At 45.3% G+C, this 13,750-nt stretch carries 9 protein-coding genes and 1 riboswitch; all 9 genes read right to left on the bottom strand.

The window, feature by feature from the left end:
- Positions 1-245: 245 nt before the first annotated feature.
- The 9 genes from OCV11_RS16730 to putA all read right to left on the bottom strand — a co-directional run bounded on the left by OCV11_RS16730 (position 246) and on the right by putA (position 13,604).
- Positions 246-992, bottom strand: coding sequence for a substrate-binding periplasmic protein (locus OCV11_RS16730; RefSeq protein ID WP_261897166.1), 747 nt, complete (start codon positions 990-992; stop codon positions 246-248).
- Positions 993-1,226: 234 nt separating this feature from the next.
- Positions 1,227-2,558, bottom strand: coding sequence for a D-serine ammonia-lyase (locus tag OCV11_RS16725; RefSeq protein WP_261897165.1), 1,332 nt, complete (start codon positions 2,556-2,558; stop codon positions 1,227-1,229).
- A gap of 202 nt (positions 2,559-2,760) precedes the next feature.
- Positions 2,761-3,417 (bottom strand): 3,4-dihydroxy-2-butanone-4-phosphate synthase, encoded by a 657-nt coding sequence (ribB, locus tag OCV11_RS16720; protein WP_261897164.1) that lies wholly within the window; start codon positions 3,415-3,417, stop codon positions 2,761-2,763.
- Between the two features lie 111 nt (positions 3,418-3,528).
- A riboswitch (FMN riboswitch) is annotated at positions 3,529-3,670 on the bottom strand.
- 124 nt (positions 3,671-3,794) lie between these two features.
- Entirely contained in the window at positions 3,795-5,237 is a 1,443-nt protein-coding gene (locus OCV11_RS16715; RefSeq protein WP_261897163.1) for a coniferyl aldehyde dehydrogenase, read from the bottom strand.
- A 304-nt stretch (positions 5,238-5,541) separates the two neighbouring features.
- Positions 5,542-7,431 carry a methyl-accepting chemotaxis protein gene (locus OCV11_RS16710; RefSeq protein WP_261897162.1) on the bottom strand — a complete coding sequence of 630 codons (1,890 nt, stop codon included), beginning with the start codon at positions 7,429-7,431 and terminating at the stop codon, positions 5,542-5,544.
- A gap of 324 nt (positions 7,432-7,755) precedes the next feature.
- Positions 7,756-7,995: a hypothetical protein gene (locus tag OCV11_RS16705; RefSeq protein WP_261897161.1), complete on the bottom strand. Its 240-nt coding sequence runs from the start codon at positions 7,993-7,995 to the stop codon at positions 7,756-7,758.
- 203 nt (positions 7,996-8,198) lie between these two features.
- Entirely contained in the window at positions 8,199-9,692 is a 1,494-nt protein-coding gene (putP, locus tag OCV11_RS16700; protein WP_261897160.1) for a sodium/proline symporter PutP, read from the bottom strand.
- Between the two features lie 77 nt (positions 9,693-9,769).
- Complete coding sequence (locus OCV11_RS16695) at positions 9,770-10,468, bottom strand: 1-pyrroline-5-carboxylate dehydrogenase (RefSeq protein WP_261897159.1); 699 nt, start codon at positions 10,466-10,468, stop codon at positions 9,770-9,772.
- A gap of 16 nt (positions 10,469-10,484) precedes the next feature.
- Positions 10,485-13,604: a bifunctional proline dehydrogenase/L-glutamate gamma-semialdehyde dehydrogenase PutA gene (putA, locus tag OCV11_RS16690; protein WP_261897158.1), complete on the bottom strand. Its 3,120-nt coding sequence runs from the start codon at positions 13,602-13,604 to the stop codon at positions 10,485-10,487.
- Between the last annotated feature and the right edge of the window lie 146 nt (positions 13,605-13,750).

The raw sequence follows: 13,750 nt of genomic DNA, 5'->3' as shown, positions 1-13,750 counted from the left end.
TATTTGAGCGATGAGTCAATACGATACGATGAGTTATCAACCATCACGAGTGTTGGACACCATGACAAGAAATGACAAATAAGATCCTGATGAAAATCAATATTTCACCGATTAAGGGGGATTGAATGTGCTACTAAATATGTCGAATAAAAAGAGCAGCCAAAAAATAGTATGGCGCGAACAGGCTAGAGACGAAAAAGCCTTGCATACGCAAGGCTTGACTGTATTGAGCGGTAACCGATCATTTATTCGGCTGACAGACCGTATTTGCTGTAGATTTCAGTCACGCGACCGTTTTTGACCATTTCCGCGAGTTTCTGGCTAAATGCCGCAGATAAAGGGTGATTTTTTGGCATGCCATAGAAGTTACCGATCCGGTTGGGATAGAAGTAGGATGTCGCTCGATAACCGCTATAATTCATTACCTTAAACTCAGACTCTAGTGCCCCCATGTCTAACACCACAATGGCATCGATACGCTTGGCCTCAAGCATACGCGCTAAGTTAAAGTCATCATTAACGACCACTTTACGCAGCGTATTGTCTTGGTCAAATTGGTCGAAATAAGCAGTGCCACGTTTAACGCCGATGTTCATCGCTTGCAAATCACCATACGATTTAACATCTTGACCATCCGAGCGAGTCACGAACATGATGTTTTTCACCTGCTCTGAAATCGGCCCAACATATTGCACAAACTGTTCACGTTCTGCGTTACGAATAACGCGTGGAACGATGTCGGTTTCTCCGCTTTTTAAGCTATTTAGACTACGAGCAAAGGGGACAACGCTCCATTCAATCGAATGTCCTAGCTGTTGCGCCGCTTCTTCGATGATATCTTTGAGTGGGCCACTCAGTTGGTTAGTCGAACTGTCGACTAACATTTCCGGTGGACGATGACGAAAATCCGCCTTGAGCGTTTGTGCACTGATGGCGGAGCTCATCAAGGTGCCAAGTAACAAAAGAGCACAATGAACATAATGCTTAAACATGACTAATCCTCGTCTAGAGACCGAAATAAAAGTACTAGGAGTATAGTCATGCTTTAAAGAGCACAACGGTGTCCGCAAGCGATCACCGTCAAATTACGACCATAGTGGTAATGGCTCATACCACGATTGTGATGTAGGTCGCTCGAGAGCTCTTATTATCAAAGGATGGTTGCCCTTTACCGCAAATGGCACTCCGCCCACTCTAAAAAATAGCTATGTTAAACAATCAGATGGTTAAACCAAACTGGCTTTTGCTTTGCTCAAGTACTCCGTTTTTTCCACTGCAGGCACCATCCCGCCCCCTGTCGCCCACACCAAGTGAGTAATATTGGCGGGATCGACATGCAGTGCTTTCACCTGCTCGCTTGCATCGTGAAACCACGTAGGGCCACTCATTCCCGCTAATGCCGATGGTTCAAGGAAGAATCCTTCACTCTCTTTAAGCAGTGCTAACATCTGATAAAGTTCTGTATCTTCAACAGTATAAAAACCGCCGAGTAGGTGCTCCATCGCTTTCCCTACAAAACCAGATGCCCGACCAACTGCTAAACCGTCCGCTTCAGTGACATTATCTAAACCAATATCGATAACCGAGATCCCATCATGTAATCCGGTCATAACCCCTAATAACATGCATGGTGAATGCGTCGGCTCAGCGAATACGCAATGAACATGATCACCAAACGCCATTTTAAGACCAAAAGCCACTCCGCCAGGTCCACCACCGACACCACAAGGCAAATAGACAACCAGCGGATGCTCTGCATCAACGATAAGACCCTGCTCAGCGAATTGCTGTTTGAGGCGCTCACCCGCAACTGAATAACCTAGAAAGAGATGCTTGGAGTTTTCATCATCAATGAAGATACAACTAGGATCGCTCGCCGCTTGGCGGCGTCCATTTTCCACCGCGACACCGTAATCATCTTGGTACTCAATGACTTCAACACCTCGTTCTCGTAGCAGATCTTTTTTCCATTGCCGAGCGTCTGCAGACATATGAACCGTCACGGAGAACCCAAGTTTGGCACTCATGATGCCAATCGATAATCCTAAGTTGCCTGTCGAACCAACGGCGATCGTATATTGTCCCAGCAGTTGTCTAACCGCAGGAGAAAACAGTTTGCTGTAGTCCTCACCATAAGAAATGAGGCCAGCTTTTACAGCAATTCGTTCTGCGTGCACCAGCACTTCATAGATGCCACCCCGAGCTTTAATCGAGCCAGAAATCGGGAGTTGGCTATCCAATTTCACCATTAAATGACCAGAGATAGTGCATTTAAAGTGTGCTTCCAACTGATGCTTCATCTGGCTAATTTCTACCACGGGTGATTCAATAATCCCTTGAGTCACTGCCGTTTCAGGAAAGGCTTTGACAAAATAGGGCGCAAAGCGAGCCAAACGATCGCTGGCATCTTGAATATCGGCGCGGGTTAGCCCTACATAACTGATGCCTTGATCCGTTGGGCCATTTTTGGAATTGGACCAATAAAGCGGTGTTGCTGCGCGCAACTGGCGAATGAGTGGATATTGTTGATCCAGTGAAGAGAGAAGATGACTTTCCATCGCGCTAATCCTTTAAGTCGATGCAAATTAGAGTCACTCCATTAGAGCAAGAGTTAACCATTCTGACAAACAGAGTTAGGCATAAAATATAAAAAAAGGCACTATATCAAAATGATAGTGCCTTCTCTCTAGTGACTAATAAGCTATACGAAGATAGGTACTAAATATACAAAGATAGTTATTAGGTATACAAATATAAGTGTTAGGCGAGTTTTAGATCTTTTTCGATACGGTAAGCCACCATATCTTCAATGGTCAAAACAGGAAGATTGTGTTTAAGACCAAACGCAACGATTTCTGGTGTTTTCGCCATAGTGCCATCTTCATTAGTCACTTCACACAATACGCCAAATGGAGTTAAACCTGCCATTTGCATTAGGTCTACTGTACCTTCAGTGTGACCACGACGAGTCATTACGCCACCAGCACGAGCGCGCAGTGGGAAAACGTGACCAGGGTGAGCTAGGTCTTCCGCTTTCGCTTCAAAGCGACCTGCAGTTTTAATGGTAGTCACGCGGTCTTTGGCTGAAACACCAGTGGTCACGCCATGTTTTGCTTCAATTGAAATAGTAAACGCTGTTTGGTTTTTACTGTCGTTCACTTCAACCATTGGTGGCAATTTGAGTTTCGTTGCGTGAGCATCGCTCATACATAGACACACGATACCGCTGCATTCACGAATCATCAGCGCCATTTGTGCGTCAGTTAAGTGTTCAACAGAATAGATAAGATCGCCTTCATTCTCGCGACTTTCATCATCAAGTAGCAAGACACCGCGGCCTTCACGTAGAGCTTCAAGTGCGTTATCAACGCGGGTAATTGAGTCGCCAAATTCGGCAAGTAAAGATGACTGATTCATGGTTATACTCCTAACGAATACCAGAATCAGGGCTTATGAGGGATAAAGATCAAAAACCAAAAACTGCAAAGCACTGACAACAAAGCGTCAGCACTTATCAGCAAATGTGTTTATCATTCTCTCTCATCCGGACTATAACCGTCGGCCCTGGCTTCTCACCAGATCTGCTGTCCTCGATAGATAATCGAGCGCTCGTGGGCTCGCCCTAAGGCATACCACCGGTGGGGAATTGCGCCCCGCCCTGAGAATAAAAAAGACTGTTGCTATTAAATAAATTGCACCGCCAATGGTATTCCTTTCAGCAACAATTGCAACGGAAAAAAGCAAATACCCACTCATCTAGAGTGGGTATTATAAGTGCAGTAAACTATGACTAACTAACGCATAATCCAGCGTTTTAGTAAATGAACAATCGTTTTACGATACCGTAACATCACGGATGCTCTCGGCCAACGATGCCAACTATTGAGTACGGTTTTCCCATGTGAAAACGCTTTAAAGCCCTCAATGCCATGATAGGCTCCCACACCCGATTCACGGAAACCACCAAACGGTGCATCTTCCGCCACAGATTGAAAGACCGTGTCATTGATCGCTACGCCACCGCTATGTGTGCCTTTAACGACATACTCATGAATGTCTTTATCTTGCGTCATGAGATACAACGCCAGCGGGCATGCCTGATCGTTCACTCGTTGAATCGCATCTTCGATGGTGCGATAACCGATTACTGGCAAAATCGGGCCAAAGATTTCGTTTTGCATCAGCAACATGGAGTCTTTCAGCCCAGTCACGACCACAGGGGCCATCTGCCTTGCTTCTAAATGCAATTCACACTGTAAAGTGTGCAGTGTTGCGCCTTGCTCTTTCGCGTTTTCCAACATCGCTTGTAGACGTTGATATTGACGCTCATTGATGATCGAAGAGCTATCTAATTGCCCTTTTCTGCTGACAAAACATTTCTTAAAGCGCTTGAGATACAATTCAACAAATCTGTCGACTTGTCCCTGCGGTAGCATGACGTAATCAGGTGCTACGCACACTTGTCCAGAATTCAATGTCTTACCAAACAAAATATCATCGACCGCTTTTTCTATGTCGGCGTCCGAAGCGATGATCACTGGTGATTTGCCACCAAGCTCTAACGTTACTTGGGTTAGATTCGCCGCAGCAGCTTGTGCCACCAACTTGCCAACCGCGGTCGAACCAGTAAAGAGTAAATGGTCGAATGACAAACGGCTAAACTCAGCTGACAGAGCTAGCGAGCCTTCAATACAGACGGCCACTTCACCAATCGATGCCACAATACGTTTAATCACCGCGTTGGTTTTAGGCGTCTCTTCGCTCAGTTTCAACATCACCTGGTTACCGGCTGCAATCGCCGTAATCAAGGGAGCCAAACTCAAGTAAAGAGGAAAATTCCATGGCACCATAATGCCGACCACGCCAACAGGCTGATAGAACACAGACACTCGTGATGGGAACAGCAGTTTCCCACTGGCACGGCGCTTTGGCTTCATCCACTTTTTCACTCGCGCTAACGTATAGTTGAGGTGATTAAGCGTAGGGACTAAATCACCAACCACATTATCAAAGCGGCTGCGATAACCAAAATCTGCGTTCATCGCCAATATCAAGGCACTTTGCTGCTCAAGCAAAGCCTGTTTAAGTTTCACTAAACGTTGCTCACGTTTTTCTAAGCTAGGATAACGATCGTTAGCAAATTGAAGTGATAAACGACCGAATTGTGCCTGCATGACTTCAAGATCTGATGCATCTGGCACTTGCCAAGCCGCATCAGGAGCCGCGATATGGGCCATAGTTAATACCTACTAAAAACTGAATTTCTGATTTGGGTTCTATCCAAAACTGATGTTGAGCTCTTTAATCATACACTTGCTATGTAACTGAATACCCTCAGTCACGCACCAAGTGAGTTCGATATGACGATTGGATAAGCTACTCTAGCGCCACCTACTGATGTAATTTGAACGTCGACCACTGACCTTCCAAAGTAACGACTCGCAGTAAAAAGCGTTAAAACAGCATAAAAAAAGGGCATCCGAAGATACCCTTAGTCTAACTGTGTTTTATGCGCTTGTCTGCTGACAAGCAGCGTAACCACTACAATTTAAATCGCGAAATTTCTTTTTCGAGTTGGCTCGCTAAACTGTGCAACTCTTTGGCTTGTTGAACTGCATCTTGAGCGTCTGATGCGAGTTGATCACTCACTTCACGTACCGCTTCCGTGTTGGTATTGATGTCAGCCGTTACGAGCGATTGTTCTTCCGCGGCAGACGCTATTTGTGTCGCCATGTCACTGATTAACTGAATAGCAGAACTGATCGCATGTAGACTTTCTCCGGTCTCATTGACGTCCGTCACACTGGTTTCCACCAGCTTGTGACTTTCTGTCATCACAGATACCGCATTGGTCGTTACTTTCTGCAAGCCTGCAATCTTGGTTTGAATCTCTTCAGTGGATGCATGTGTACGTTGTGATAGCACACGCACTTCATCTGCTACGACGGCGAAACCACGACCTTGTTCACCCGCACGTGCCGCTTCAATCGCCGCGTTAAGAGCCAACAAGTTGGTTTGTTCTGCAATACCACGGATTGTCGAAAGAATCGTAGAAATCTCATTAGCATTCACTTCCAACTCACCAATGATGGTCACCGCACTTGTGAGCTCTTTCGCTAATTGGTCAATCGATTGTTTGCTTTGCTGCATCTGTTTGAAGCCTTGTGCACCCAATTCAACTGACTGATTCGAGTTTTTCGCTGTGCTTTCCGCATTACCTGCGATTTCAGCAGTCGCAGACGCCATTTCGGTTACTGCTGTAGCCACCATGGTAATTTCATCTTGCTGACGTTGAATGCGCTCACTGCGCTGCGCTGCGGAGTCGGCCGCTTGGTTAGCGCCCTCATTCAACTTACCGGTAACAATCTTAACTTGCTTAACCATCTCATGAAGGCGGTCCACGAACTTATTGAATTTGTCGGCAAGGATTCCCACTTCATCCTGACTTTTCACTTCAAGGCGGCGAGTCAAATCCCCATCCCCTTCAGCGATATCGGTCAAGGCGTTAGTAATATTGGTCAATCCACGTAACTGAGTAGCAACAAACCAAGAAGTCATCAGCGCCATGATAATCAAGATAACCGCACCAATGATCATTTGAGTGATCAACATCTGGTGAAGAGGCTGCTCTAGTACGCCTTTATCCATGACCATCACCAACAACCAGTTGGTGTTATCGATACTCTGAGCCATCAGAATCTGTGGCTTACCATCGATCGTTGCTGGTAATTGGCTACTGTTATTGGCTGCTTGCAACAACGATTGCGTACTCAAGTCTGAAGAAATAGCACTGATTTTTTTCATAATCAGGTCTTTGTTACGATGAGCAACAATAGTGCCTTCTTGGTTGACCAGAATAGCGTAACCATTACCAGGAACTTGAATGGCTAACACGTCACGAATAATTTTATCTAGGGCTAAGTTAGACGCCGCAACCCCAGTGAATTTGCCATTAACGAATACAGGATCAGCAAGAGTCACCACTAGCGTTTTCATGGTCACACTAACATAAGGAGGCGTAGTGACTGCCGCACCTTTTTCTTTTGCCAAAATATACCAGTCGCGAACACGAGGGTCATAACCGGCCTTATTCAGAGCGGGATCTTGACGGTACATATCGCCTTGTTCATTACCGTAGTAAGTAAGACCAAAGGAACCAGATACAAAAGCTTGACGAAGATGGGGAACAATATCTAATTCAGGATTGGCAGTAATTTCATCCTTGAGAGCAGTAATGGTGGCTTGTTTAGTAAACATCCAATCGCCAATTCCTTTGGCATTGGCCTTTAATGTGTTGATACTTTCACTTTCGATCGATCGCCAACTTTCCTGTTTAAATGCCTGATAACCAGCCACCAATAGTGCGGCGGCGGTCAGCGCAATTGCGACAATCACAGAGAAAACCATTTTCCTCTTTAAACTCAACTGCATGGAATGTGCTCCCTAATAATTGCTCTGATAGCTTAAGCGGCTAACTGTTGATATTAGACTAGCTTAATAAATCGCTAATGTACGCTTAGTATCGGCAAGCCGAGCTGTTTTTTTAGCAATTTGCACTAAATTTGTGATTCGAGCCGAATAGTCTGAGAAAAAGCGAAATGGAGTAGCAAATAATGGAGCAAACCCTTTATTTTATAAGGGGTTTTAAATATGAAACTAAGTCCATACTTGCATCATTTAACAAGGGAAATATCTCATGGCAGAAGCATGCTCAACTGAGTGAAGGGACAAAGCTATCGATAAATGGTAGGCAATCTAGACAATGCTAACGTCGTGAAATTCTTTTTTATGTGGGATCGCTGTTTGGTTACAACGCTGGTTACACACACGGCAATAATATTGTGGTTCCAACTTATAGTAATGTTTGCCTTTTAAAAGCAGAGCAACAAATTCCTGCACACCTTGCCAGCCAGACTCATTAGTGGGTTTACAACGACCCATCACGACTTTATGAGCTGTGATTTTTCCACAGCAACGGCAATATGCCTCAGGCATAACATAACTCCCAAACAAATATTGACAAATGGCGAACGAACAACCAGCGCGCGACATTTTCTCAAACTAACAATTTATTATTGTGATTAGTATCTCAAAATTAATGGTTAATTTAGTATCAATCAAATATAACCAGTTGATACGCAAGTAGACACAAAAAAAGCCCCGCGTTTGCGGGGCTGAGGTCTTATTTTTGTCAGGAATCAGTCAAGTTCGACAAGCTGATTTTGGTAAGTTTTGTGCTGTGCTTTCACAGCTTCTTCAGGCTCACCACTCAACCAGCTAACAACAACGATGGCGATAGTTGAGAAAATGAATCCAGGTACGAGTTCATACAAATCAAAAATACCACCAGACAGTTGTTTCCAAACAACAATCGTAACACCACCGACAATGATACCGGCTAATGCGCCGTTACGATGCATACGAGACCAGTACAAGCTAAGTAATAGAGCTGGACCAAACGCTGCACCAAAACCACCCCATGCATAAGAAACCAAGCCTAACACTGAGCTATCCGGTTTCATTGCCAATAGTAGCGCGATGATAGAAATGGTGATCACACCAATACGACCCATACGTACCACTTGGTCAGATGTCGCGTCTTTATTAAACAGCTGTTTATACAAATCTTCTGCAAGTGCTGATGATGACACCAACAGCTGAGAATCGGCAGTACTCATAATGGCGGCCAAAATAGCAGCCAATAAAATACCCGCCATCACCGGATGGAACATCACGTTCACCAGTAACATGAAGATCTTTTCGCCATCATCAATCGTCACTGATGGGGTATTGGTGACATAAACCAAACCAACTAAGCCAATGAGCAGCGCGCCAACCATTGAAATAGCGGTCCAAATGACGGCAATACGACGTGCAGTGGTAATGTCTTTATTTGAACGTGATGCTTTGAATCGAGCCAAAATATGTGGCTGACCAAAGTAACCTAAACCCCAAGCCACTAGCGAGATAATCGCAATAGCAGAAAGTGGTTTACCGTCCATGCCATTCCACATGTCTAATAGCTCAGGGTTGATGTTGTAAAGCTGAGTTGGAAGGTCGCTAAAATTGCCTTCCAATGCAGCAATCGGAACAATCATCAACGCCGCAGCCATCAACAGACCTTGTACCAAGTCTGTCCAAGCCACCGCTAAGAAGCCACCAAATAGCGTGTACGAAACCACACATAAGGTACCGATAATCACCGCTGTTGTGTAATCAAGACCAAAAACAGTCTCAAATAACTTACCGCCAGCCACTAAACCTGAACTGGTATAGAAGAGGAAAAACAGCAAGATAAAGAATGCTGAAATGGTTTGAATCAGCTTTGACTTATCATTAAAACGACGTGACAGGTAATCAGGCAGAGTCAATGAATCTGTCGTAATACTGTATGTACGTAAACGTTTAGCAGCCAGTAGCCAGTTTAGCCATGTCCCTACGAGCAGACCTCCAGCAAGCCAAAACGCTTCAAAACCTGCGGCATAAGCATACCCAGGCAAACCCAATAATAACCAGCCACTCATGTCTGATGCACCCGCAGACAACGCTGCAGGCCAAGGACCGAGTGAGCGACCACCGAGGAAGTAATCCGCGGAGTTCTTGGTTCGCTGATATGCATAAACACCAATTGCCAACATCAACACAAGATAGACAAAAAAGGTGGTCGTAATAGCAAAGCTATTCGTAGCCATAAATTATTCCTCTTATTTTTGAAATCGCCTTCCCTGTCCCCTCTTCTAGTGAAGAGGGGCTAACGCAATACTCAAATTTAGTGGGCTTCGTGACCAAGCTCGAGCAAGGTCGCATTACCACCCACTGCAGTTATATTTATTGTACGAGTTCTCTCAGTAATGAAACGCAAAGATAAGTGAGGATCATGAGCCACGGGTAAAGTGCTCAAATTGGTTTCAGAAACTAAGCTAACAATCGCGCCTTTTCGCTCAGAAAGTTGACGATTTAACGTTTGTTCAATCGCCGTTCCACCGACTAATCCCACGCTTCTCACATCCGAATCCAACAAGGAGTGATAGGCATCTAACGGCAAAGTTAGTAAGAGATTGGCTGGTAATAGAGACTGTTCGTAAGCCGAACAGAGTAACGACACCCACTCTTTGTCATCGCTGCAAAGAATGACACTATTGCCTGCAATTAATGCAGCAGACAGTAGTGCAACTGTCGCCAGTTGAGCTTTCACTCCGCCTTCTTGTTGAACGAGAAGAGCGACGCCTCGTCCAGCGGTGTAAAGCTCATTTGTTTCTCCGGTAGGGCCGACAAGCTCATAAGGTTTAGAGAGCAGGCTCGACGCCTGGTGAAGATGGTATGACACCACGTTCGCAAGATCGGAACGCGCTGAAGTCATATTGGTCATCAGAGAGAGGACACACTCTCTTTTGTAATCAAATCCGGTCAAAGACCAATTATCCCAAGCCACTTGGGAATCAGAAAAATGAGTAGCGTAATGCAACATATCGAGTCTCCCTTGCTTAGGCATAATGAACTTGAGTAAAACGGTATAAATAGTGCGGACCACCGGCTTTTGGACCAGTGCCAGAAAGCCCTTGTCCACCAAATGGTTGTACACCGACTACCGCACCTACTTGATCGCGGTTAATATAACAGTTGCCAACTCGGGCATGTTTCTCAATCCAGCGGTAGGTGGTTTCATTACGACTATGGATGCCCATAGTAAGACCAAAGCCAGTGGCATTAATGCTATTGACTACATCAGCTAACTGTTGCGCTTTAAAGCGAACAATATGCAGAATCGGCCCAAAATGCTCCTCGGTTAAACAGCTAATGCTTGGGATCTCAAACGCACATGGTGCGACGAAATCTCCAAATTCACACTCTTTAGGTAACTCGATTTCAGCAACCAGCTTGTGGTTTTTCTTCAAGAAATCCACATGATCTAACAGGCGGGTCTTCGCTGTTTTATCAATAACAGGACCGACATCGGTGTTATGTAAATAAGGCAAGCCAATCTTGAGCTCCTGCATAGCGCCTTTGATCAACTCAATAATGCGATCTGCGATATCGTGTTGAACATAAAGGACACGTAATGCCGAGCAGCGCTGACCTGCAGAAGCAAACGCCGAGCGAATCGCATCTCTTACCACCTGTTCAGGAAGCGCTGTACTATCGACAATCATGGCGTTTTGTCCGCCAGTCTCAGCGATAAATGGCACAGGTTTGGCGTCGCGTTGAGCTAACGTCTGGTTGATGCGTTGTGCGGTTAATGTAGAGCCAGTAAACGCCACCCCAGCAATCGCAGGATGCGCAGTGAGCGCATTACCCACTTCACCACCAAGTCCCGGTAGCAGTTGAATCACACCCGCAGGGAATCCCGCTTCCAACATCAACTCAACGGCACGATAAGCAATCAGCGAAGTTTGTTCTGCAGGTTTCGCAATCACCGTATTGCCACACATTAAGGCTGCAGAAATCTGTCCAAGGAAAATCGCCAGTGGGAAGTTCCATGGGCTAATACAAACAAACACACCGCAACCTTGTCGGGTTAACTGTACCGTTTGTCCATCAAACCCTTCGATCATTTGCCCATTAAACAGCGCAGTTTGTGATGCGTAATAGCGACAAAAATCGACCGCTTCACGCACCTCATCAATGCTATCGTGAATTGTTTTACCGGCCTCTTTGTGACATAAGGCAACCAATTCAGCTAGATTCTCTTCTAAGAGATCAGCCAAATTCAATAGCTTAGCGCTGCGATCTACGGAAGGAACGGCATTCCAAGCAGCAAATGCACTCTGCCCTGCTTCGATCGCTGCGGAAACATGATCAAGAGACGAGAAATAGACATCACCAACACTCTCACGACGATCGTAAGGCGCGGTTACAGCTACGGAAGCATGATCAACCTTGATCATGCTTTCGAGTAAAGACGAACCGTTGATCACGGGAGCCGCTTGCCATTGATGATCCATCCACTTAGCCACTTGCGCTTCAAACGGTTTCGCTTCACTGATGATGTCAATATTAACGCCATAAGAGTTAGTACGTTCCGCATAGATATCTTGAGGAAGTGGAATTTTGCGATTGTTCAGTGTCTTATGAGCCAGCAACATGTCAACTGGGTGCTGAGTTAAGGTTTCAATCGGACAACGAGCATCGACCAAACGGTGGACAAACGAACTGTTTGCGCCATTTTCTAATAAACGACGCACTAGATATGGCAGCAAGTCTTTGTGGCTACCAACAGGTGCGTAAATACGAACTGGCTGTTTGTAATGCTTAATCGCGTAGTTAAATAACGCATCTCCCATTCCGTGCAAGCGCTGGAATTCAAAGTCTTTGTGCTGTGCCATCACGGAAATAGAAGTGATAGTTTGCGCATTATGGCTTGCAAACTGAGGGAACAGGTGACCACGTACGCCTTCGCTGAGCAGAAAACGAGCGCAAGCTAGGTACGAAACATCGGTCGCTTCTTTACGGGTATAAACAGGGTAACCAGTATAACCTTTTTGTTGAGACCACTTTACTTCGCTATCCCAATACGCGCCTTTTACTAAACGAACAGGGATTAAATCACCTTGCTCTTTCGCCAAAGCGTTTAGCCATACCAAAGATGGCAAAGCACGTTTGGAATAGGCTTGAATAACTAAGCCAAATTTACCCCAACCTTTCGCGACATCACTGCGATACACTTTTTCAAACAGCTTCAACGAAAGCTCTAAGCGGTCAGCTTCTTCAGCATCAATGGTAATCGCCACATCGTAGCGAATCGCTTGTTCTAACAGCGATACTAAACTGCGGTATAACTCATCCATTACGCGCTCAGTATTTGCCACTTCATAGCGTGGATGAATAGCAGAAAGCTTGATAGAAACAGAAGCAGCAGGGCTGGTGGATAGACCGTATTTATCTTCGCCAACCGCTTTAATTGCGGTTAGGTAATCCTGAAAATATTTGTTTGCATCAGCCGTAGTGAGCGCTGCTTCACCCAACATATCAAATGAATAAGTGTAGCCTTTATCGCGCATAGGACGGCCATTCTTTTGCGCTTCGCTTAATGTGCGGCCCAAAACAAATTGGTGGCCCATGATTTTCATGGCTTGATGCATTGCCTTACGAATCACAGGTTCAGTCAGTTTGTTAACCAAACGATTAACGGCCTGAACAGGGCTAGTGCTGTTAGGATCGTTCAACCCAATCACTTTGCCTGTCAACATTAAGCCCCAGGTGGATGCATTAACAAATACGGAATCGGATCGTTTTAGATGGGATTTCCAATCCGCGACGCTCAATCGATCCTTAATAAAAGCATCTGCGGTTTCGGTATCAGGAATGCGCATTAACGCTTCCGCCAAACACATCAGAAGGATCCCTTCTTGGGTATCTAAACTGTACTCTAGCAACAACGCATCGATCAGTTGAATGGATCGCTTATCAGCGCGGATCGCTTGGATCAACGTTGTCGTATTCGATGCCATTTTTTCCTTTTCGTCGTCATTGGGTGTTGCTAGTGGAAGAAGTTGTTCTAGCCATTGCGATTCATCCACCATGTAAAGTGGAGAGATCTCTGCCCAAAGTGCATCAAGCGAACGCTCGATATACTCGGGTTTCAACACATCAGTTGCAGTAAACATGCGTTTTCCTCAATCTCAATATCCGGGTTCCCTTGCCGGATTTCATACAACAGCTAGCAGTGTATTTTGAGCTGGAGGAGAATACTTGTCAAAAACTCCGAGCTTTTTGCTGATTTCTCGGTTTTTTAACAAAACAAAAACAGAAT

Origin of the sequence: Vibrio porteresiae DSM 19223 (assembly GCF_024347055.1) — a bacterium.
Classification (GTDB): domain Bacteria; phylum Pseudomonadota; class Gammaproteobacteria; order Enterobacterales; family Vibrionaceae; genus Vibrio; species Vibrio porteresiae.
This window is presented reverse-complemented; position numbering and strand designations above follow the sequence as displayed.